The organism is Actinokineospora spheciospongiae (assembly GCF_000564855.1).
GTDB lineage: Bacteria > Actinomycetota > Actinomycetes > Mycobacteriales > Pseudonocardiaceae > Actinokineospora > Actinokineospora spheciospongiae.
Map to the genome: position 1 here is coordinate 55,145 of NZ_AYXG01000016.1, position 23,179 is coordinate 78,323.

Below are 23,179 nucleotides of genomic sequence, written 5' to 3' on the forward strand. Positions count from 1 at the left end.
TCGGCTGTGGTGGGTGGACCCTTGGGACAAGAGGGGTTCGGTCAGGAGAAGAGGGCTTCGATGACCTGCGCGAGGTCGCGCAGCCGCGGGTTCTGGTAGACCGCCTTGACCGGCAGGGCGACCCCCAACTCCGCGCGCACCTTGGCCACCAGCTTGATCGCCAGCAGCGAGTGCCCGCCGAGCTTGAAGAAGTTCGCGTCCGCCGACAGGTCTTGCACGCCGAGCACGTACGACCACACCTCGGCGATCAGCCGCTCGACCGGACTGTCCAGTCCGGTCGTCCCGGCGTCGGCCGGGGCGGTGACCACTGGTGCGGGCAGTGCTCGGCGGTCGAGCTTGCCGTTCACCGTGCGGGGGAAGGATTCCACTGCGACGAGGACCCCCGGGACCATGTATACCGGAAGAGTTTCCTTCAGGCGTTCAGTTGTCCACAGGGGGGAGATCCCGGGCTTGCCACGGTAGTAGCCCACCAGGCCCGGACCGGTCGGGGAGTCGTCCCGGTAGAGCACGGCGGCTTCCTCGATGCCCTCGCACCGGGTCAAGGCGGCTTCGATCTCACCCAGCTCGATCCGGTGACCGTGCACTTTGACCTGTCCGTCGCGGCGGCCCAGGTACTCCAGGCGACCGTCGGCGTGCCTGCGGGCCAAGTCACCCGAACGGTAGACCCTGCTGCCGTCCGCGGCGGCGATGAACCGCTCGGCGGTGAGGCCGGGGCGGTTGCGGTAGCCGCGGGCGACCCGCTCGCCGCCGAGGTGGATCTCGCCGACCTCGCCGTCGTCCACCGGGTTCAGCTTCTCGTCGAGCAGGTGCAGCTCCAGGCCGGGCAGCACGGTGCCGATGTGCGGCTCGTGCTCCGCGGTGACCCACCCGGCAGTGGCGTCCACAGTGCACTCCGTCGGACCGTAGAGGTTGACCGCGCGCAGGTTCTCCTGCGCGGCCATCCGCTGCCACAGCGACGGGCTGATCGGTTCACCACCGACCAGCAGCGTCAGCGGCCACGCGATCTCCGCCAGGTGCGGCAGCAGCGGGTCGGCGTGCGAGGGGGTCAGGTCCAGGTCGGTCAGCCGCTGGTCGACGACCAGCTCGGCCATCAACGCCGGGTCGGCCCGGGTGGCGTCGTCGAGCACGACCACGGTGTCCCCGCGGCACAGCCGGGTCCACTGCTGCACCGACGCGTCGAACGAGGCGGACGCGTTCCAGCCGACCCGACCCGCGGTGGTGGCGGCGATCCCGGCCGACTCCAGCGCGTCGAGCAGCAACGCCGCGCTCCCCCGGGTGATCTCCACGCCCTTGGGCAGGCCGGTGGAACCGGAGGTGTAGATGACGTAGGCCAGCGTGTCCGGCTCGACCGGCACCGGGGCGAAGTCGGCGACCACGCCCGCGGTCAGCGCCTCGACGGACACGGTCCGCACCGCGGCGGTCGCGGACTGGCCGATGACCAGCTCGGCGCGGGCGTCCTCGACGAGGTACCGCCTGCGCTGCTCCGGCAGCGCCGGGTCGACCGGCAGGTACGCGACCCCGGCGGTGAGCGTGCCCAGCAGGGCGACGACCAGGTCAGCGCCCCGGGGCAGGCTGATCGCGACCAGGCTCTCCGGGCCGACCCCCCGGGCGGTGAGGGCGGCGGCGACCCTGGCGGCCTCGGCGCGCAGTTCCCCGAAGCTCAGCTCGCGGTCCCCGGCGACGAGCGCCTGCCGGTCGGCGGGCTGCTGGGCGAGGCGGGTGATGAGGTCCATGTCAGGCCCCGTACGGGGTGGTCGAGGGCTGCGCGGTGGGGGCGCAGTCGGACAGCTCCACCGGGTCGCCCATGCCCACCACGATCTTGCGGGCACCGGAGAACGCCTCCCGGCCGTGCGCGCACAGGATGTTGTCGACCAGCAGGAGGTCACCCACCTGGTAGGTCTCGCGCATGGTGACCTCGTCGTAGGCGGCGTTGAGGGTCGCGGCCTCCTCCTCGGTGAGGGGGGCTCCGTCGCCGAGGTAGGTGGCGAAGGGCAGGCCGTCGGCGCCGTAGGTCTCCACCAGCACGTCGCGGATGTCCGGGTCGAGCGTCCAGGAGTTCCAGAACGCCATGTGGTTGAACCAGACCCGCTCACCCGTCACCGGGTGGCTGACGATCGCGGACCGGCGCTGGGTGGTGCGCAACGAGTCCTCGTCCAGCCACTCGTAGCCGATGGTGTGCTCGTCGCAGTAGGCCTCGGCGACGGCCTTGTCCTCGGTGGCGAAGCTGGTCTGCCACGGCAGGCCCGCCATCTCCGAGAAGTTGCGCACCAGCAGCCACCCGGCCTCCTCGCAGCGGGCGCGCAGGTCCTCGGGCAGCAGCGCCAGCACCCGGCGCATGTCGCCGACGGTGGTGGCGCCGCCTTCCTCGGGGGCCACCAGGCAACCGAAGAGCAGCGCGCCCGGGAAGTCCAGGGTGTAGCTGTTCTCGTTGTGCAGCCGGATGGGCTGGACCGCGGGGAGGTCGGTGGAGGAGAAGACACCGCCGCCGAAGTCGCTGCGCGGTGTGGCCTTCTCCTTGTACGAGGCCAGCTTCGGGAAGAGGACGTCGCGGATGGCCGCGAACGCCTCGTTGCCGGTGACCGGCAGGCCGCGCAGCATCAGGCAGCCCGAGCGCAGCAGCTCGGCGCGGATCGCGGGCAGCGCGTCGGCGACCCAGCGGGCCGCCTCGTCCAGGTCGGCCACGGCCGGGGCGGTGGCGATCGGGGGCTTTCCCGGCTCGCGGCTCAGGTCCAGCTCGCGCACGGAGTTGTCGAGGGATGTCATGGGGTTGTCGTTCCTCCTGGGTCAGCCGAGCAGGCTCTGGACGACCTGGCCGACCCGCGTCAGGAACGGGGGCAGGTCCTGCTGGAAGTAGAAGTGGTCGCCCGCGAACAGCTCCACGGTGGCGCGGTCGGTGGTGACCTCCGACCACGGCGCCAGGGTGTCGAGCGGGACGATCGGGTCGGCGTCGCCGCCGAGCACGGTCACCGGGCAGCCCAGCGGCGTGGCCGGGCCGGTGTAGCGGTACACGTCGTCGATGCCGAAGTCGGCGCGGATGGCCGGGAGGATGATCTCCCGCAGCTCCGGCTCGTCGAGGATGCCGTCCTGGGTGCCGCCGCGCGCCTTGATCGCGGCCACGAGCTGGTCGTCATCGAATCGCCCGGCGTCGACCGGGGCGGGGTTGGCCAGTTGCGGCGCACGGCAGGCGCTGACGACGAGCCCCAGCGGCGGGGTGCCGCGCTCGGTGAGAATCCGGGCCACCTCGAAGGCGACCAGCGACCCCATCGAGTGACCGAGGACGACCAGCCGACCGGTGTCCTCCGGCAGGCAGTCCACGACCGGGCCCGCGAGGTCCTCGACGTTCTCCGGCAGGTCGTCGACAAACCGGGCGCCGCGACCGGGGTACTGGCCGATGAGCAGGCGGATGCTCGCGGGCAGGTGCTCCCGCCACTCGGCGTAGGCGTGCGCGTTGCCGCCCGCGTGCGGCAGGACGAGCAGGTCGGTGGTGCCGGTGCCGAGGGCCCAGACCACGTCCTCGCGGTCGGCCATCGTGCCGGTGCCGTGGGCTGCACTCATGTTCGCTCCAGGGGTTCCGGTGCCGGGGTGGGGCCCGGTCTCGATGGCAGAACACTATGTGCGCCAGGGCTTCCCGAGCGGCGGCACGACCGGCAGTTCCGGGTGTTCGCGGTACTGCCGGTCGTGCCGCCCGGACGCGAAAAGGGCCCCGCCGCGGTTGACCGCGGCGGGACCTCCTCGTCGTGTCCGCTCAACTGGGGGCGCCCGCCTCGGTGCGCCTGCGCAGCATCGGCCTGCGCGCGGGCTTGGCGGTGCCCTTGGCCTCGATGACCTCGGCCAGTTGCGCCACCGTCGGCGCCTGGAAGATGTCCCGGATCGTCAGCTCCACGCCCAACGCCGTCCGGACGCGGCTGATCAGCCGGGCGCCGAGCAGGGAATGGCCACCCAGGTCGAAGAAGCTGTCGTCGATGGTGGGGTTGTCCACAGCCAACAGCTCCGCGTAGAGCCCACAGAGCACGGTCTCCCTCGGATCACGCGGGGGACGACCTTCGGCCTTCGCGGCGAACTCCGGCGCGGGCAGGGCCCTGCGGTCCAGCTTGCCGTTGGGGGTGAGGGGCAACCGGTCCAGGACGGTGATGACCGACGGCACCATGTGCTCCGGCAGCCGTTCCGCCGCCCACGACCGCAGCTCCGCACCGGTCGCCGCGGCGACGACGTAGGCGACCAGCCGAGCCGGGCCGTCGGCGCCCCAGGCGACCACCGCCGCCTGCCAGACCTGTTCGTGGCCGGTCAGCAGCGCCTCGACCTCCCCGGGCTCCACCCGGAACCCCCGGATCTTCACCTGGTCATCGACCCGGCCCACGAAGTCCAACACCCCACCAGCGGTCCACCGCGCAAGATCACCTGTGCGGTACATCCGCTCACCAGCCTCCCCGTACGGATCAGCCACGAACCGCTCCGCCGTCGTACCGGGCCGACCGGCGTACCCACGGGCCAGGCCGACACCACCCAGGTACACCTCGCCCACGACGCCCGGGGGAACCGGTTGGAGCCACCTGTCCAGTACGTACGCGCGCTTGTTGACCACCGCCCGGCCGACCGGAACCGACCCCTCGACGTCAGCGGGCACCACGTGCGTCGTGGTGAAACCCATCGACTCCGCCGGACCGTAACCGTTGGCCACACGCAGGTCCGGGAACCGGGCGAGCACCCGGGCGACGTGCACGGCAGAGGCTGCCTCGCCACCGGTGAACGCCAACCGCACGCCGGTGAACGCTTCCGGTGACTCGTCGACCAGGTAGTTGAAGAGGCTCGAGGACACCTGGAGCATCGTCACCCCGTGTCGGGCCACCAAGTCCGCCACCACGGCGGGTTCCGGGCGCTGTCCTGGGTGCAGCACGCACACCCCACCGAACGCGAGCGCGCCCCAGAACTCCAGCGAGAATGCGTCCCACGACACGGGCGAGCATTGGAGGAACACCTCGTCGGGGCCGAAAGTGGCGTAGTCCTGCCCGAGCAACGTCCCCACCAACGCCCGGTGCGGCGCCACGACCCCCTTCGGCCGTCCCGTCGAACCCGACGTGAACATCACGCACGCCACGTCGGCAGCCGACAACGGCAACCCCAGGTTCTCCGCCGAGCCGACCGAGTCCTCCACGACCGCACGCACCCGCGAGGCCGACCCCGTCGAGGTGACCACCAGCGAAACCCCGGTGTCCTCGACCACCACCGCCAGCCGCTCGTCCGGGAAGTCCGGGTCCAGCACGGTGTACCCGGCCCCGGCCTTCACCACCGCGACGACCGCCACGGCGAAATCGATCCCACGCGGCAACAACACACCCACCACATCCCCCCTCCGCGCTCCCGCAGCCACCAACTGGCGGGCAAGCCGGTTCGCGCGCATGTTCAAGTCCGAGTACGACAACTTCTCACCCTTGAACACCAACGCCGTCCGATCGGTTGCAGCGACGCGCTCGAACAGGTCGACCAGGGTCACCTCGGGAACCTCGACGGGGGTCGGGTTCCACTGCGCCAAAACACGCGACCGGTCGTCCTCGGAGAGGACGGCAACCTCACCCACCCGCAGCCCCGGATCGGCGAGCACCTGGGCCAGCACCCGCCCGAGCGTCATGACCAGCCGCTCGACGGTGGGGGCGTCGAACACGTCGGTGTTGAACACGACCAGACCGGTCATGTCCTGGCGCAGCAGGAACTCCAGGTCGAACTTGGCCGTCCCGGTCCCGACGTAGTCCATCCCGGCAGGCGGGGTGTCCTCCAGCGCCAGGCAGACCTGGAAGAGGGGGTGCCGGGAAAGGGATCGCGCGGGGTTCACCGCATCAATCACCCGATCGAATGGGATCTCCTGGTGGGAGTAGGCGTCGAGGTCGGTGGAACGCACCCGTCCCAGCAGTTCGGCGAAGGTCGGGTCGCCGGAAGTGTCGGTGCGCAGAACTACCGTGTTGACGAAGAAACCGACGAGACCGTCCAGGGCGCTGTCCTGGCGGCAGGCCACAGGAGAACCGATGGGGATGTCCGTACCCGCGCCGAATCGCGTCAACACCACCGCGAGTGCCGCCTGCACGACCATGAACGGGGTCGTCCGGGTGCTCCGCGCCACCTCGACGAGCCGATCCCGGTCCCCGGGGTCCAGTCCGAACGGGACAGTGCCGCCGCGGTGCGACCGCACCGGCGGGCGCGGGCGGTCGAACGGGAGCACGATCTCCTCGGGCAGGTCCGCCAGCGCTTCCCCCCAGAACGCGAGACCCCGGGCCACCGTGCTCGTCGGGTCCGACTCGGCGCCGAGGAGGTCGCGGTGCCACAGCGTGTAGTCGACGTAGGAGATGGGCAGCGGAGCCCACTGCGGGTCGTCGCCTGCGAGGCGGGCGGTGTAGGCGGTTTCGAGGTCGGCGAGCAGGGGGCGCAGCGACAGGCCGTCGGTGGCGATGTGGTGCAGCAGGATCAACACGCGGTCGTCGAACAGGGTCACCCGGAGCGGTGCCTCGACGGCGAGGTCGAACCGGTGCGCGGCGGCGGCCCGCACGGCCTCCTCGCTCGCCTGGCCCGCCTCGTGGAACACCTCGGCCTCGGGCAGCACCCGCTGGTACGGCTCGTCCTCGGCCACCGGGAACACCGTGCGCAGCGGCTCGTGCCGGGCGACGACGTCGCGCACGGCCGCGGCCAGTGCGCCGGGTTCGACCCGGTCGAGGCGGAACACCATCGGCACGTTGTAGGCGGTGCCCGCGCCGTCGAAGCGGTCGAGGAACCACAGGCGGCGCTGGGCGGGCGACAGCGGCGGACGCTCCGGGCGCTCGGCTGCCACCAGAGCTGGGCGCTCGCCGTCGGAGACGGTGATGCGCGCATCCAGGGCGGCCACGGTCGGCGCCTGGAAGACATCCCGGATGGTCAGCTCCGCGCCGAGCACCGCGCGGACTCTGGCGGCGAGGCGGGCGGCGAGCAGGGAGTGCCCGCCCAGGTCGAAGAACCCGTCGTCGACCGTCACCCTCGGCACCCCGAGCACCTCGGCGTAGAGCCCGCACAGGATCTCCTCGCGCGGGGTGCGCGGCGCCCGGCCCGCACCGGCGGCGGTGAACTCCGGCGTGGGGAGCGCGGCCCGGTCGAGCTTCCCGTTGGCGGTCAACGGGAGCCGGTCGAGGACCACGACGGCGGCGGGCACCAGGTGGTCGGGCAGCCGTTCGGCGGTCCACGCCCGCAGGTCCGCCCCGTCGACGTCCCCGACGACGTAGGCGACGAGCCGGTCCGGGTCCCGCAGCACGACCACCGCGACCTGGGTGACGGCGTCGTGCCGGATGACGGCGGCCTCCACCTCCCCCGGCTCCACCCGGAAACCGCGCACCTTCACCTGGTCGTCGACACGGCCCACGAAGTCCAACGCCCCCTCGGCGGTCCACCTGGCCTGGTCGCCGGTGCGGTACATCCGCTCGCCGGGCACGCCGAACGGGTCGGCGACGAACCGCTGCGCGGTGAGCCCCGGCCGGGCCGCGTACCCGCGGGCCAACCCGACACCGCCCAGGTACACCTCACCGACCACCCCGACCGGCACCGGCCGCAACCGGCCGTCCAGCAGGTACGCGCGCTTGTTGACGACCGCCCGCCCCACGGGCACCGAGCCCTCGACGTCGGCGGCGACGGTGTGGGTGGTGGTGAACCCCATCGACTCCGCCGGACCGTACCCGTTGGCCACGCGCAGGCCGGGGAACCGGGCGAGCACCCGGGCGACGTGCGCGGCGGAAGCAGCCTCACCACCGGTGAACGCCAACCGCACCCCCGCGAACGCCTGCGGCGACTCGTCGACCAGGTAGTTGAACAGGCTCGACGACACCTGGAGCATCGTCACCCCGTGGCGGCCCACCAGGTCGGCGAGCAGCGCGGGGTCGGGCCGCTGCCCGGGCTGGAGCACGCACGTCCCGCCGAAGGCCAACGCACCCCAGAACTCCAACGAGAACGCGTCCCACGACACCGGGGAGCACTGGAGGAACACCTCACCCGGCCCGAAGGTGGCGTACTCCTGTCCCAGCACTGTGCCCACCAGAGCCCGGTGCGGTGCCACAACCCCTTTCGGCCGCCCGGTCGAGCCGGAGGTGAACATGACGCAGGCGACGTCCTCCGCGGCGACGGCGATGCCCAAGTCGTCCTCGTCCCGGCCACCGTCGCTCCGTTCGCCGTCGATGACCACTGGCGCCGCCTCGACCCGGCCGAGCTGCGCGGCCTCCACGGCCACGACCCGCACCCCCGCGTCCGCGACGACGAGGGCCAGCCGCTCGTCCGGGAAGTCCGGGTCCAGCACCGCGTACCCGGCCCCCGCCTTGAGCACGGCGACGACCGCCACGGCGAACCCGATCCCGCGCTCGGCGAGCACCCCGACCAGGTCACCGCGCTCGACACCCGCCGCCCGCAACCTACGGGCGAGGTGGTTCGCCCGGGCGTTCAGGTCGCGGTAGGAGAGGCGTTCGTCATTGAAGACCAACGCCGTCCGGTCGGACCGCGCGACCTTTTCGAACAGGTCGACCAGCGTGACGTCCCCGGTGTCGACCGGGGCGGGGTTCCACTCCCGGAGCACAGTGTCGCGCTCGGCAGCGGAAAGCACGTCGACATCGGCGACACGGACGTCCGGGTCGGCGGCGAGGGCCCGCAGCAGCTCCACGTAGGTGCGCAGGTGGGCGCTCAGGTCGACGGGCAGGGCTTCGTCGATGGTGAACTCGGCCCGCAGACCGCCCTCGGCGAACCTGGTGACGGTCAACGCCAACTCGTCGGCCGTGCCCCCGACCGACAGGACGTGCGGCCGGGCCACCACGCCGTCGAGGTCGGTGTCGGCGTCGTCGGCGATGACGTTGACGACCGGACCGAAGTGCCTGCGGCCCAGCTCGCGCAACAGCTCGGTGGGGTCGAACCGCTGGTGCCACTGGGCGAGCCGCACCGAGGCCGACACCTCGGCGGCCAACTCGGCCACGGTGGCCCGCGGGTCGATCGGAACGCGCAGCGGCAGGATCGTCGCGGCCATCCCGGCGGCGGCCCGGGCGCGCCTGGACATGCGGCCGGTCAATGGGAGGCTGAGCAGCACGTCCCGGTCGCCGGTCCACAGGTGGCGGTGCAACACGGCGGCGGCCACAACAGCTTGCTGCCAACTGACCCCCGCCTTGTCGGCAAAGGCCCGCAACCCGTCGAACACGGCCTCGTCGAGGTGGGCGCCCACCCGGGTGATGCGGTTGCTCAGCGGCTGTTCCCCCGGGGAGACAGCAGCGGGCGCGTCGGCCATCAGGGTGCGCCAGTACTCGGCGTCGCGGCGGTACGCGGGCGAGTCGGCGTACCGTTCCTGCTCGTCGAGGACGTCGGCGAACGACCCGATCGGTGTGCCGCCGCCGCGGTAGACCTCGGCGATCCGCCGCCACAGCAGGGTCTGCGCGTGTCCGTCGTGGACGGTGTGGTGCATCCGCGTGTACCAGAACACCCGCTCGTCACCGACGCGGATCAGCACGTGCCGGAACAGCTCGTCGGCGACGGTGTCCAGGTCGGTCCACATGAAGTCCTCGGCCGCCGCCACGGGGTCGGCCTCCCCGCGCAGGTCGACCACCTCCGGCTCGTTGTTCCCCACCGGCCCGAACTCCTGCGTCGGTTCACCGTCAACCTCGGTGAACCGCAACCAGAGCGCGTCGACCTCGGCGACCACCGCCGCCGCGGCCGCCCGCAGCCGGTCGTGGTCGACGGGCCCGCGCACGTCGAGGTGGCCGCCCACGTTGTGCGCCGGGCTGCTCGGGTCGAGTCGCTGCGCGAACCAGATGCCGCGCTGTGCCGGGTTCAGCCGACGCCCTGCCATGGGAAACCCTCCGCTGTGTGCGCAACGCCGGACCGGACTCCCCCGGCCCGGCGTCCTCGCCCTGGTGTTGGTCGGTGCCGATCGGTACTGGTCAGTGCTGGTCGACGAGGTCGAGCAGGTCCTGCACGGTCACCACGGTCTTCAACTTGCTGTCCGGGATCTCGATGCCGTAGGAGGTCTCCAGCTCCACCAGGATCTCCACCATGGACAGCGAGTCGATGCCGAGGTCCACCATCAGGTTCCGGTCGGCCTCGACCTTGCCGTCGAGCGCGGGAAGCACCTCGACGATCGCGCGGTCGACTTTCTGAAACGTCTCGGTCATGGCCTTCTCCCTCTCGCGGCGTCCGTTGAGAGGATTCAAGCCCCGCCGAGCGCCCGCCTGCGGCAGTTCCACAGGCACTTCGGCGGCGGCCGTCAGACCGCCACCAGCATCTGCGCCAACACCGCCCGCACCAGCGCGGGCACCCGGAACCGATCGGCCAGGTGCGGCCGAACCACTCCGCGCAGCAACAACCCGCGCACCAACCGACCGGACTCCGGCAGACTCCCCCCGGTCACCGCCACCACGTCGTCCAACGTGAACTCCTGCGGCAACCGACCCAACAACCCCGGATCAGGGAGGTCCCGCACGCACCGGACCAGCCCCTCCCGCACCCCGGAAGGCCGCAACACCCCCTCGACGTGGTCGAGCGGGTCATCCCGCAACGCCACCGCCAACCGCACCGGGTCGTAGACCGCCAACCACGAAGCCGCCGCCGCCAAGGCCCGGGGCAACCCGTCCAACCCGGCGCAGATCCCGACCACGGTCTCGTCCTCCACCACCGGTCGCTCAGCGCGAGCGTGGTGCAGGAACAACCGCACCGCAGCCTCGTCCCCGAGAGCGGAAAGCAGGAAGGGCCGCTCCCCAGGAAGATCAGCAGGAGCCGTTCCGACGACGAGCACCCGCAATGCGGGGCAGTCCCGCAACAACACCTTCACCCGCTCCCCGTCAAGCACCCGCGCGGGGTCGTCGAGGACGAGCAACGTCTCCCGCCCCGCGATCAACTCAGCCAGGTCACCCGCGGCCCGCTCATCACCCGTCCGGCAGAGCCCGGCAACCCCCGCCTGCACAACGGCGGCAAGCCGCTCATCCCGAATCGGGCAGTCCACCCCCACCCACAGCACAGGCACACCCCCTCGGTGCGCCCGCGCGGCCACCTCCACCGCCACCCGGGTCTTCCCCACCCCACTAAGCCCCACCAGCCCCACTAATCGACTGTGCCGCAACTCCTCAACGAGTGCGTCGACCTCCACCTCCCGCCCGATCAGTGGCCCCTGCACCCCAGGCGCGGGGGCGAGCTCCACGGCGTAATCGGTCCGCAGGGACCACCCCGTCCGCCCCTGGTGCGCGGCCCGCTCCAGGTCCTCCCGCGCCTGCCTGCTCAACCGGAGCGCGTCAGCCACCAACCGCACGGTGTCCTGCCGCGGCCGCCGAGCCCGCCCCTGCTCCAGATCCCGAATGGCCCGCACGCTCACGGTCGACAAATCCGCCAACTCCCGCTGCGTCAGCCCGACCCGGGTCCGGTGCCCGTGCAGCAACCGCCCGAACCGGGTGTCGTCGACCTCGGACATGTCCGCCTCCTCGGGTGGGCGGGACAGATGGCCCCGCCTTTCTCGCCCCCCAATCCAGTGAATCCCGCTATCCCCCCGGCATCACGATGCCAATCAACCGACGATAGGAGAGTTTTCACAGGTCAAGCACCCCTCTATCACGCGACAGCCGATCCGACCACTGGTGATAGCACGGAGATAAAGGCGGAGATAGCCGGGGAATTGGACGGCCTCATACCTTTTTGTCAGCAGCCGGAAACACCCCCAGAAGGAGCCCCCAGATGCGCACCACCGCCGCCAAGATCGCCGCCACCACCGCCCTCGCCGCCGCCCTGTTCCTCGGCACCGAATCCCTCGCCCAGGCCACCACCACCCCGATCCCCGCCCAGAGCACGGCCACCACCAACAGCAACCCCTGGGACCAGACCCCCACCACCACCGACAGCAACCCCTGGGACTGATCCACCAAACCGCACCACCGCACCACCGCACCACCGCACCACCGCACCACCGCACCACCGCACCACCGCACCACCGCACCACCGCACCACCGCACCACCGCACCACCGCACCACCGCACCACCGCACCACCGCACCACCGCACCACCGCACCACCGCACCACCGCACCACCGCACCACCGCACCACCGCACCACCGCACCACCGCACCGGATGATGCGAACGAATGCCCAGCCGTAACGCAAGTTTCCCTTCCGATGCACAGGCACACCGGCACAAACGCCGATATCCGTGACAAGCGCGCTTCCCGAGCCCGCAGCGCCGGGACCCACCGCCACCGGATACGCCGTCATCACCCCGCACACCACCGGGTCCCCCTGCGCAACCTCGAACGAACACCAACCGGCAGCCACCTCTCGGCGCCGCGCGGCTTCGTGCCAACGCCGTACCGGCAACCCGAACCCCACCCAGTGCGGGCCGCGCCAAGCGCTGGCCACCTGAAGCCGAGCCGCTGCGCACGGCGCACGGCGCCCGCAGGCCGGGAGTGCCAACTGGATCAGTGCACATGGCACGCGGTGGCCATCAGGCAGGAGCGCCAACCGAACCAATGCCCACGATGCACCGAGCTCGCTGGGCGCACCATGACCACGCGCGGCATTCGTCCCCGCGCCACCGCAGCACCAGGTGCCGGGGGCACCAGAGTGCCGGGGGCACCGGACGGGTCCGGCGCCCCGGTGGGTGGTCACCACGGGTGGGGCGTTGGCCGTGTGGGTGTCGCAACCGCGCGGGTGTGTCGGTCGGGTCAGGTGGTGGGGCGGCGAGGCGTCACAGCGGGGGCGGGCTCACTCGCTGCTCTGGTCCACTCGCTGCTCTCCGGTGCACCTGCGCCCCCACCACATCTCCACGACCCACACCCGCGACCGCCCACCTGCCTTCGCGCGCCATTCCGAATTCAGGCTAGCAGACACGTACGACATTCCAGGGCTCTGTCGACGTCCCCTGTGGACAACTCCGTCGGCAGCCCCGAACAAGGGTGCCCTGGCACGGCAAACAGCCGGATGCTCCACATCATACCGTCGTGACCGGGTTCGATGCTCGTAGCAGTGCCAGCTCTCGTTCCGCTGCCGCGCGGTCGCGGACCATGCCGCGTTCTGCGAAGGTGGCGGCGGCGGCGTCCAGGAGGTCGACTGCTCGGGTGTGGTCGCCCGTGCGGGCGAGGAGGCGGGCGAGTTCGAAGCGGATCACGGCCGCGCCGCTGTGGTCGAGGATTTGGTCTCGGACTCGCAGGGCCTCTTCGTAATACGCCTGGGCGCGGGGCACGTCGCCTGCTGCGGCGCAGACTTCGCCCAGGTTGGTGAGGAGGTGGCCTTCGCCTATCACGTCTCGGGAGGAGCGGACCATGTCCAGGACCCTGGTCATGGTTTCGGTGGCGCTGGTGTGGTCGCCCGCTTGGGATTGGACCTGGCCCAGGCGGCGGAGGGTGTGGGCCATGCCGCTGGTGTAGCCGACCTGGCGGTAGATGGCCATGGCCTCTTCGAGGTGGGTGTGGGCCTCGGTCATGTGGCCGCGCCTGGTCAGTATGTGGGCGCTCTGGGTGCGGACGATGGCTCGGCCGACGACGTCGCCCGCGCGGTCGAAGTCGTGGAGGGCCTTGGTGTAGAGGGTGAGGGCTTGGTCGTCGTCGCCCGCTTGGCGGTGGAGGAGGGCGAGGTCTCGGTGGCAGAGGCCGAGGCCGACTGGTTCGTCGAGGGTGGTGAACAGGTCCAGGGCGGCGGTGAGGGCGGTTCGGGCCTGGGCCGGTTGGCCCCGGTTGATGTGCAGGGTGCCGAGGCTGCTCAGCAGGGCCGCGGTGCCGCGGGTGTTGCCGGTGCGGCGGCACAGGGCCAGGGCGTCCTCGTGGGTGTTCTCCCAGTCGTCGAGGTAGCCGCGGGCTTCGAAGAGGGTGGCGACGGTGACGGCGAGGTCCCAGCAGGCTTCGTCCAGGCCCGCAGTGCGGGCCTGGGTGATGGCTGCGCGGAGGTTGGCCTGTTCGCCGTCCATCCACTCGAGCGGGTCGGCGAGGACGGCGCTGACGTAGTCCTCCGGGGGGTGCCAGCGGGGGGCGGTGCCGTGCAGGACCGTGTAGTCGCCGCCGTAGATGCGGCGGTGGGCCTGTTCGGCGATGGCGAGCCAGCCGCCGATGACCCGTTCCACCGCGTCCGCGGTCGGGGTGGTGACCTGTTCGCGGGCGAAGAGGCGGACGATGTCCTGGAAGCGGTAGCGGAACTCGCCGGTGGTCTCGACCGAGGCGACGTCGAGCATCTGGACGTCGACCAGGGGTTCGAGGAGGTCCGAGGGGAAGGGGCGGTCGTCGTCGAGGACGGCGCCAGCGACCCAGCCGGGGAGGGTGGGGCCCTCGACGGCGCTGAGGAGGCCGAAGAGGCGGCGGGCGGCGGGGTCGAGGCCGTCGTGGGTGAGGGAGAGGCTGGCGCGGATGGTCATCTCGCCGTGGGCGAGTTCGTCGAGGCGGTGGCGTTCGTTGGCGAGGCGGGTGACCATCGACGCGAGGGACCAGTGGGGGCGGGCGGCGAGGCGGGCGGCGATGATGCGCAGTGCCAGGGGGAGGCCGCCGACGGTGCGGACGAGGGCGGCGGCGGCCTCGGGTTCGCGGGTGACGCGGTCGGTGCCGACGACTCGGCTGAGCAGTTCCAGGGAGCGGGCCGGGTCGAGGGAGTCCAGTTCGATCTGGCGGGCGCCGGGGACGCCGGTGAGGCGGGTGCGGGTGGTGACCAGGACCGCGCAGGTGGAGCTGCCCGGCAGCAGGGGGATGACCTGGCTCTCGGCGACGGCGTCGTCGAGGACGACGAGGACGCGCCTGCCCGCGAGGAGGGTGCGGTAGACCTCGCGGCGTTCGGCGAGGCCCTGCGGGATCATCGGGCCGGGGATGCCGAGGGCGACGAGGAAGCGGCCGAGGATGTCGGCGGCGGCGCTGGGGTCGTCGCGGGTGCCGCGCAGGTCGCAGTGGAGTTGGCCGTCGGGGAAGTGTTCCTGGGCGACGCGGTGGCCGATGTGGGTGGCGAGGGTGGACTTGCCGACGCCGGGGCGGCCGACGATGACGACGACGCCGACGGCGCGGCCCTCGCCGGTGAGGACGGCTTCGGCGGTGGCGATGAGGGCTTCGTCGCCGAGGAAGTCTGCGGTGTCGGCGGGGAGTTGGCGGGGGACCTCGGTGCGCTGGCCCGCGGGGGCGGCGGTGGGGCCGGGGTCGCGTTCGGGGGTGGTGGCGTGCTGGTGCAGGGTCGGGTCGCCCGCGAGGATGGCGGTTTCGAGGAGCCGCAGTTCCTCGCCGGGTTCGAGGCCGAGTTCGTCGATGAGCAGGTCGCGGGCGGCGCGGTAGACGTCGAGGGCTTCGGCCTGCCTGCCGGAGCGGTGCAGGGCGAGCATGAGCTGGGCGCGGAGGCGTTCGCGCAGCGGGTTCTCCTGCACCAGGCGGGCGATCTCGCCGACGAGGTGGTGGTGGCGGCCGAGGCCGAGTTCGAGTTCGAGGTAGGTCTCGGTGGCGGCCAGGCGGTCCTCGTCGAGGCGCAGGGCGCGGGTGCGCAGGGCGCGGTGCGGGATGCCGCTGAGGCAGGGGCCGCGCCAGAGGGCGACGGCGGCGCGGAGCAGGCCCGCGGCTTCGGCGGCGCGGCCCTCCTTGGCCAGGACCCTGGCCTCGGCGACGGTGCGGGTGAAGGAGTGCACGTCGAGGCGGGCGGGGTCGACGCGCAGGGCGTAGCCGGGTGGGCGGGTTTCGATGGGGACGTCGACCCCGGCGTCGGTGAGGCTCTTGCGGAGGCGGGACACGCAGATCTGCACCTGGGTGCGGGCGGTGTCCGGGGGTTGGTCGTCCCAGAGGGTGTCGACGAGGTGTTCGGTGCTGACGACCTGGTTGGCCTCCACCAGCAGCGAGGCCAGGATGACCTGCTGCCTGCCGGGTGGGATGCGCACGGTGCCGCGGGGGCCGTGCACCTCTACCGGGCCGAGGATGCGGAACGCCGTGGCCGGTTCGGTTCCCGTCGCCGTGTCGATCGGGCACCTCCGCCGAGTCCGGTCATCGAGCAACGGGCTGACTGTAATCACGGTTAATCAGCGCTGTATATACGACGGATGCCAACGGGTTTCGCCCGTTCGGCGTCCTGGTGGGGGCCGTTCGCAGGCAGTGGCGGCGCGGTGGCGACGCAGCGCGAGGTGTCCGGAAACCGCGATGACGGAGGGTGGCTATCGGTTCGGCGACGGGGGGATAGCGGGCGGATAGCGGGCGGTTAAACCGAGGCGGCACAGTGATCTCCACGCGGCCGAGGTGAGTGTGCACCGGGGCCCAGTCCGAGGGGGAGCCCGATGGTGGGGACCGTCCCGAGCACCGCGACCACTGCGGCCGCCGTCGACCACGTGCGCCTGGCGTACCTGTACCTGGACGCGGGCGACCTGGACGCCTACGCGTCGCTGGTGCACGAGGACGCGCAGTTCCGCAGACCCGACGCCCCGGACGCGCGGGGGCGGGTGGAGGTGTTGGCGATGTTGGCGGTGTGCGTGCGGGCGGGTGGGTCGCACGAGTTGTTCAAGGTGGTGGCCGACGGGGACTGCATCGCGGTGGTGGGGCACCACACGTCGTCGGACGGTGCGGACGTGGAGTTCGCGGACTTCTTCACGATCGCCGACGACGGGTTGTTGCTGGGGTGTCGCCGCTTCTACTACCTGGCGCCGTAGGCGCGCAGGGCGGTCTGGTCGGCCCGTCGGCGGCGTGGGCGGTGGCGCGCAGGGCGAGGGGCGGGGGCGTTCGCGGTGTCACCGGTCAGCGCTGGATCAGGGGAGGATGGAGTCGACGTAGCCGCCGTCGACGCGGAGGGCGCCGCCGGTGGTGGCGGAGGCTTGGGGGCTGGCGAGGTAGACGACCATGTTGGCGATTTCCCCGGGTTCGATGAGCCTGCCGAGGAGGGACTGGGGGCGGTGCAGGCGCATGAACTCGCGCTGGGCCTCCTCCCAGGGGAGGTCCTTGTCGACCAGGCTGTACACGAAGTCCTCGACGCCGCCGGTGTGGGTGGGGCCCGCGATGACCGAGTTGACCGTGACGCCGGTGGCCTTGGTGGCTTTGGCGAAGCCTCGGGAGACCGAGAGCAGGGCGGTTTTGCTCATGCCGTAGTGGATCATCTCGGCGGGGACGACGACGGCGGAGTCGCTGGCGATGTACTGCACGCGGCCCCAGCCCGCGGCGATCATGCCGGGGAGGTAGGCGCGGGTGAGGCGGACGGCGCTGAGGACGTTGACCTCGAAGTAGCGGCGCCAGTCGTCGTCGGTGATGGACAGGGGGTCCTGGGCGCCGAAGATGCCGAGGTTGTTGACCAGGATGTCGACCGCGGGGAGGGCGTCGACGACCTCGGCGGTGCCCTCGGCGGTGGTGAGGTCGCCGGGGGCGGGGAGGAAGGTGCCGTCGAGGCGGTCGATGGTGGCCTGGACCTTGGCCGCGGAGCGGCCGTTGACGGCGACGGTCGCGCCCGCCTCGGCCAGGCCCGCGGCGATGGCTTCGCCGATGCCCTGGGTGGAGCCGGTCACCAGGGCCGTCTTGCCGCTGAGGTCGAGCCGCACTGCGCACTCCCGTGGGTCGGGGGGCCGCACCCGGCGCGCGGCCCGCGCACCCATCCTGACCGAGGACCCCCTTCGCCGCAGGGGTCCTCGCCGAACCCCACCCCGGCAGGTAGGGGGAGAAATCTCCTAGGGGGTTCGCGGAATAATCCATTTGGGACGTGACACGCGCCACTGTGAGCGTGTTTTCCCGCCTGGACCGGACGAACGCGAACCGAGCTTGCTTCCTGTCCTCGACTTCGCCCGTCCACACCCGGGGAGGTCACCGCGGCGCTCCCCGGTGTTCAGCCCCCGGTCACCGTCCTGATCGGACGGGCCCCGATCGGGCGGCGTCGCGTCGGTCAGACGGCGGCGCGGTGCAGGAAATGGGGGTCGAGCGTCTGGTCGGCCCGCAGGATCGCCTGCTGCAACGAGCGCAGCATCCGGCACGGTTCCAGACCCAATTCGTGGTTGAGCGTGCTGCGTAGCTGCGAGTAGACCCGCAGCGCCTCCGACTGCCGTTCCGAGCGGTAGAGCGCGATCATGAGCTGGCGGTAGAACGCCTCCCGGAACGGGTGCTCGCTGACCATGTTGAGCAGTTCGCCGATGAGGTGGCGGTCGCGGCCCAGGGCCAGGTCGGCCTCCACGCGCATCTCCACCGCGGAGACGCGCAGCTCGTCGAGCCGGATGGAGGCGTTGCGCAGCACCGGGCTGTCCTGCAGGCCGTGCAGGGTGGAGCCGCGCCAGTGCGCCAGCGCCGAGGACAGCGTCTCCGCGGTGCCGACGTGGTCCTCGGCCTCCAGCAGCCTGCGGCCCTCGCAGATGAGCTGCTCGACCCGGAAGGCGTCGACGGTGCCCGGGTCGGCCTCCAGCACGTACCCGCCCGCGCAGGTCTTGACCGGGCTGACCTCGGCGCCCTGTTCGCCGAGGAACTTGCGCAACTGGGAGACGTAGACGTGCAGCGCGGTGCGGGCGCTGCGCGGCCCGTGCCCACCCCACATCGATTCCAGCAACTGGTCGAGCGAGACCACCTCGTTGGCCCGGACCAGCAGCGTGGCCAGCAGGATCTTGACCTTGGCCGCCTTGGGTGTCCCCACCCCGTTCGCGCCGACCACCTGCAGCGGTCCGAGTACTCGGTATTCCATTTGTCCGCACCCCGATTTCGCGCCGAAAATTGCACCGGATCAACCGCGATCGTCGGTCCCCGGCCCTTTGTGACCGCGCTTGGACGACTTTCCCGGGTCCGATCCCCCGATTGCGGACCCTTAGCGGTTTGGCTAATGGCACTAGTCTGCACCGAGGTTCCAGCGGACGTAATCCACCGAAGAGCGCAACCTGGGCTGGACCGAATGCCGCGTGCGCCGCAATTAACACGCACCTAACAGTGAACGCCGATAACTCGGTCCGAATTGCGGTCGAAACCCCTAGCGGCACCACAGGAGGCGCAAGGGGGTGCCCCCCTAGGCATATGTCGGGACCCGGACCGGCGGGTGGCGGAATGCGCAAGTTCAGATAATAGCGCTACTCGGATTGTGTCCGCAGACGCCGGAAGCCGCCGCCCGGGGTGGGGGCGGCGGCTTCCGGCGTGGGGGGTGGGGTCAGCCCTGGCTGACGGTCGGGCGCAGGCGGTCGGACACGGCTTCCCACAGGCTGCCCGGGCTGGCGAACGCGGCCGGGGTCAGCACCTCGTCGGGGATCTGCACCCCGTAGGCCTCCTCCAGCTTGACCAGCAGCTCCACGGTGGCCAGTGAGTCCAGGCCCGCGGCGCGCAGGCTGGCCTCCGGGCTGACCGGTCCGTCCCCGCCCAGCCGGGGCAGCGCCTCGCGCAACTGCTTCTCGAACTCGGCGTCCCACTGCACGCTCATGTGGTCGGGTCCCTTCTCCTGGTAGGCGTCTCCGGTGCGGAGTTCGGTGACCGGCTCGCGGGCGAGCCGCAGCCGGGAGGCGTGCACCACCGCGCCGCCGCGCAGCAGCACCTCGGTGGGCGCGGGCCTGCTCAGGAAGCCCACCAGGCTGGCGGTCAGCCCGTAGGCGCCCACGTTGGGGATCTCCAGGAGCTGCCCCGGGTGCGGCGCGGGCAGGCTGGCGGCGCGGTTGACGATGTCGGCCGGGGTGCACAGCGGGCCGACCAGCGAGGTGGGCACCCGCTCGGCGTCGGTGGGGGTGGCGGGGCGGGCCGTCATCGGGCGCAGCCTGCCGATGCCGGAGAGGCCGCCGAGGTGGTGGATGCCGGTGTCGAGGACGGTGTAGGTGCCCGGTCCGCTGGTCTTGACGTCGGTGACGGTGCACACCAGGGTGCCGCTGTCGCCGACGAGGTAGCGGCCGGACTCGAAGACCAGCTCGAACCCGGGGGTGCGCCAGGCCGGGAAGCGCGCGTCCAGCTCGCGCTCCAGCGGCTCGCGCAGGGTGGTGTAGACCGGGCGGTCGCCCTCGCCCGCGTACGGGGTGGAGAAGCCGCCGCCGAGGTCGAGGTGGGTGACCTCGATCCCCCACCGGGCGGCCAGGTCGGCGGCGACCCGGACGCTGCCGAGCAGTTCCTCGCGCAGCGTCTGCTCGTCGGGGGTGTTGGTCAGCGGGTAGAAGTGGAAGCCGTGCACGGTGGCGCCGGGGACGGCCAGGTCGGCGCCGGTGACGTCGGGGTTGGCGTCGAGGTCCAGGCCGAACTGGGAGGGTTGGCCGGTCATCCGCAGCCCGGCGCCGCCCGCGTTCGACGGCGGGTTGACCCGCAGCAGGCAGGTGGCGCGGGTGCCGTGGGCGAGCGCGACCGAACCCACCCGGCGCAGGTCGGCCAGCGATTCCACCGAGTAGTGCCGGATGCCGGAGGTGAACGCGGCGGTCAGCTCCTCGACGGTCTTGCCCGGCCCGCCGTAGAGGCACTCGGCGCCGTCGAACCCGGCGGCCAGGGCGGACGCGAGCTCGCCGGTGGAGGTCAGCTCGACGCGGCAGCCCGCGCCGCGCAGCACCCGGACCAGCTCCGGGTGCGGGTTGGCCTTGAGCGAGTACATGACCACCGCGCCGGCGGGCAGCGCGGCGCGCAGGTCGGCCGCGGCGGCCTCGACCTTCTCGGCCCGGTACACGTACAGCGGGCTGCCGTAGCGCCCGACCAGCTCCGCGGCGGTGGGCCCGCCCCCGTCAGTCGCCATTCGCGGCACCTTCCCAGTCGCTGAGCAACGCCTTCTTGTCCGTCTTGCCGTTGGGGGTCAGCGGCAGCCGGTCGCGGACCGCGCACACCGGGGGCACCTTCGCCCGCTCCAGCCGCTCGGCGAGGCCCGAGAGCACCGCCTCCGGCTCGACCGCGCCGGTGACGACCAGCACCATGTCGCGGGTGCCGTCGGGGGGCAGCAGCGCGGCGGCGCCCACCCCGGGCACGTCGACGGCGGCGGCTTCGATCTCGATGGCGCTCATCCGGGTGCCGTGCCGCTTGAACTGGTCGTCGCGGCGGCCCGCGAAGTACAGGTGCCCGTCGGCGTCGAGCCGGCCGTAGTCGCCGGTGAACAGCCGCGCCGCGCCGGTCTCGGGGTCGGTGCGGAACCGCTGGGCGGTCAGCTCCGGGGCGCGCCAGTAACCCGCCATCACGTGCGGGCCCTCGGCGACGATCTCGCCGACCTCACCGACCGGCAGTTCGGCGCCGTCGGAGTCGAGGATGAGGACGCGGGTGCCGGGCAGGGCGGGGCCGACCGAGCCGGGCTTGGCGAGGTCGCCGTCCGCGTCGAGGATGCAGACCCGCTTGCACTCGGTGATGCCGTACATCGGGACCACGCCCGCGTTGGGGAAGGCGGCGCGCAGACCGGCGGTGGTGGGGGCGGTGAGCGCGGCGCCGGTGTTGGTGAACAGCCGCACGTCGACCGGCGGGGCGCCGCGGCGGGCGAGCCGGGTGAGCATGTCGGCCAGCGACGGCACGATGGGCACGACGGTGGCGCGGCTGGCGCGCAGGGTCGCCATCAGCGCCACCGGGTCCTCCGCGTCGGCCACGCGCAGTTCGGCGCGGGCGAGGGCGGACAGGAACACCTGGTAGAGGCCGTAGTCGAAGGACAGCGGCGAGGCGGTGAGCACGACGTCGTCGGCGCGGTAGCCCAGCCGGGCGGCGATGGCGGCGGCGGCGAAGCGGACCCGGCCGTGCGGGCACACCACGCCCTTGGGCGCGGAGGTGCTGCCGGAGGTGTAGATCAGCAGCGCCAGGTCGTCCGGGCCGACCTCGGCGAACGGCTCGTCGGCGCCCTCGGCCCCGGCGAGCACGGTCTCGGCGGGGACCAGGGTGGCGGCGGTGCCGCGGGTGGAGGCCGCGGCGGCGGTGTCGGTGCCCGCGGCGACGACGAGGACCGGTTCGGCGTCGGCCACGACCTGCGCCAGGTGGTACTGCCGCATGGTGGGGTTGATCGGGACGACGACGGCGCCCGCGCGGAAGGCGCCGTAGAGCAGGGCGACGAACTCGCGGGTGTTGCCCAGCCGCAGCAGGACGCGGTCGCCGCGGGTGATCCCGTTGCGGCGCAGCCAGTTCGCGGCGGTGCGGCTGATCGCGTCGAGTTCGGCGTAGGTGTGCGTGCCGCCGCCGTCGGAGACCGCGGGGCGCCCGCCGGCGACCGCGGCGGCCTCGGTGAGCAGGTCGGCGACGGACCCGGGGGACTCGACCGCCTCGGGCGCGCTCAGCACCACGTTCGTCATCTGCACACTCCGTCATCTCCGGGGGCGTGGGGCTCGCAGGTCTGGTGCGGCGGCCCGCCGGGCCGCTCCCGCCACCACCATCGGGCACCCGGCTACTCCGGTCCTTAAGCGGCGCCTAGGGCCTGTCCTGCGGATCTTCACTTGAGATGGAGGACGATGCAGGCGAGGATGATCTCGGCTCGGTGGTAGGCGGCTCGTTTGGCGAACCTGGTGGCCAGGCCGCGGAACTGCTTGAGCCGGTTGAAACAGCGTTCGACGACGTTGCGCATCTTGTAGATGTCGGTGTCGAAGGCCGGTGGCCTGCCACCGGCCGAGCCCTTGGCCTTGCGGTGGGCGACCTGGTCGACACGCTCGGGGATAGTGGCCTTGATCCGTCGCTGTCGTAGCGCGGTGCGGGTGCTCGGGTGGGCGTAGGCCTTGTCGGCGATCACCCGCCCGACCCGCACCCGCTGCCCGTCGACGTCGATGTCATCGATGTCCTCAAGCAGCGGCAGCAGTTGCGGGTTGTCCCCGGCCTGGCCGGGGGTGAGGATCACCGCCAGCGGCAGACCGGCCGCGTCGACGGCCAGATGGAGCTTGGTCGTCAGCCCTCCGCGGGAGCGTCCGAGGCATTCCCCGTCGATGGCGAGGTTCTCGATCCAGTCCGCGCAGCCCCCTTTTTCCGGGCACCGGCCGCGTGTTGGTGGGCCCGGATGCTCGTGGAGTCGACGCTGACCACGAAGGCCACGTTGTCCTCGAGTGTCCCGAGTGAGTCGTCTTTGACGATCACGTGCTCCAGTATCCGGTCCCACGTCCCGTCGGCGGTCCACTTCCGCAACCGTTCGTGCGCTGTCTTCCACGGCCCATACCGTCCTGGCAGGTCACGCCAGGGCGCGCCGGTGCGTTCCTTCCACAGGATCGCGTCGATCACCTGCCGGTGACTGCGCCACCGACCACCGCGCTGCCCGCTCTGCGCGGGCAGCAACGGCGCGATCGCAGCCCAGGCCTTGTCCGTCAGCTCACCACGTCCGACCACACCCCATCATCTGCACACGATCATGGGAAAGATCCGCAGGACACGCCCTAG

General features: G+C 71.9%; 13 protein-coding genes and 1 pseudogene. 2 read left to right on the top strand and 12 right to left on the bottom strand.

Annotated elements, in window-relative coordinates; all coding sequences use genetic code 11:
• Positions 1-41: 41 nt before the first annotated feature.
• From UO65_RS02055 to UO65_RS02080, 6 genes are all read right to left on the bottom strand, one after another.
• Complete coding sequence (locus UO65_RS02055; protein WP_052020485.1) at positions 42-1,733, bottom strand: non-ribosomal peptide synthetase; 1,692 nt, start codon at positions 1,731-1,733, stop codon at positions 42-44.
• 1 nt (position 1,734) lies between these two features.
• Positions 1,735-2,763: a TauD/TfdA family dioxygenase gene (locus UO65_RS02060; protein ID WP_035278157.1), complete on the bottom strand. Its 1,029-nt coding sequence runs from the start codon at positions 2,761-2,763 to the stop codon at positions 1,735-1,737.
• 21 nt (positions 2,764-2,784) lie between these two features.
• Positions 2,785-3,555 carry a thioesterase II family protein gene (locus UO65_RS02065; RefSeq protein WP_200873278.1) on the bottom strand — a complete coding sequence of 257 codons (771 nt, stop codon included), beginning with the start codon at positions 3,553-3,555 and terminating at the stop codon, positions 2,785-2,787.
• A gap of 190 nt (positions 3,556-3,745) precedes the next feature.
• Complete coding sequence (locus tag UO65_RS02070) at positions 3,746-9,826, bottom strand: non-ribosomal peptide synthetase (RefSeq protein WP_052020487.1); 6,081 nt, start codon at positions 9,824-9,826, stop codon at positions 3,746-3,748.
• A 91-nt stretch (positions 9,827-9,917) separates the two neighbouring features.
• Positions 9,918-10,148, bottom strand: a complete 231-nt coding sequence (locus UO65_RS02075; protein ID WP_035278158.1) for an acyl carrier protein — start codon at positions 10,146-10,148, stop codon at positions 9,918-9,920.
• A 92-nt stretch (positions 10,149-10,240) separates the two neighbouring features.
• On the bottom strand, positions 10,241-11,437 hold the full coding sequence (locus UO65_RS02080) for a helix-turn-helix domain-containing protein (protein WP_035278159.1): 1,197 nt from the start codon (positions 11,435-11,437) through the stop codon (positions 10,241-10,243).
• 260 nt (positions 11,438-11,697) lie between these two features.
• On the opposite strand from UO65_RS02080, the gene UO65_RS35365 reads away from it, so the two are divergent.
• Complete coding sequence (locus UO65_RS35365; protein WP_035278161.1) at positions 11,698-11,877, top strand: hypothetical protein; 180 nt, start codon at positions 11,698-11,700, stop codon at positions 11,875-11,877.
• A 1,065-nt stretch (positions 11,878-12,942) separates the two neighbouring features.
• On the opposite strand, the gene UO65_RS02090 is transcribed toward UO65_RS35365, so the two are convergent.
• Positions 12,943-15,954, bottom strand: coding sequence for an AfsR/SARP family transcriptional regulator (locus tag UO65_RS02090; protein ID WP_233427403.1), 3,012 nt, complete (start codon positions 15,952-15,954; stop codon positions 12,943-12,945).
• Positions 15,955-16,230: 276 nt separating this feature from the next.
• On the opposite strand from UO65_RS02090, the gene UO65_RS02095 reads away from it, so the two are divergent.
• Positions 16,231-16,599 (top strand): nuclear transport factor 2 family protein, encoded by a 369-nt coding sequence (locus UO65_RS02095; RefSeq protein WP_035278163.1) that lies wholly within the window; start codon positions 16,231-16,233, stop codon positions 16,597-16,599.
• Positions 16,600-16,695: 96 nt separating this feature from the next.
• Here the strand turns inward: UO65_RS02095 and UO65_RS02100 are convergent, their stop codons facing one another.
• The 5 genes and pseudogenes from UO65_RS02100 to UO65_RS34180 all read right to left on the bottom strand — a co-directional run bounded on the left by UO65_RS02100 (position 16,696) and on the right by UO65_RS34180 (position 23,128).
• A complete protein-coding gene (locus tag UO65_RS02100; RefSeq protein WP_035278164.1) occupies positions 16,696-17,475 on the bottom strand; it encodes an SDR family NAD(P)-dependent oxidoreductase in 780 nt (259 codons plus the stop codon).
• A 338-nt stretch (positions 17,476-17,813) separates the two neighbouring features.
• The gene (locus UO65_RS02105) at positions 17,814-18,596 is read right to left on the bottom strand and encodes an AfsR/SARP family transcriptional regulator (protein WP_035278166.1); all 783 of its coding nucleotides are present in this window, start codon (positions 18,594-18,596) and stop codon (positions 17,814-17,816) included.
• 453 nt (positions 18,597-19,049) lie between these two features.
• A complete protein-coding gene (locus UO65_RS02110) occupies positions 19,050-20,594 on the bottom strand; it encodes a phosphopantetheine-binding protein (protein WP_035278167.1) in 1,545 nt (514 codons plus the stop codon).
• On the bottom strand, positions 20,584-22,113 hold the full coding sequence (locus UO65_RS02115; protein ID WP_035278169.1) for a class I adenylate-forming enzyme family protein: 1,530 nt from the start codon (positions 22,111-22,113) through the stop codon (positions 20,584-20,586). Before UO65_RS02115 ends, UO65_RS02110 begins: the two co-directional genes overlap by 11 nt.
• A 137-nt stretch (positions 22,114-22,250) precedes the next feature.
• Positions 22,251-23,128 (bottom strand): annotated as a pseudogene (locus UO65_RS34180) (IS5 family transposase).
• Positions 23,129-23,179 lie beyond the last annotated feature (51 nt).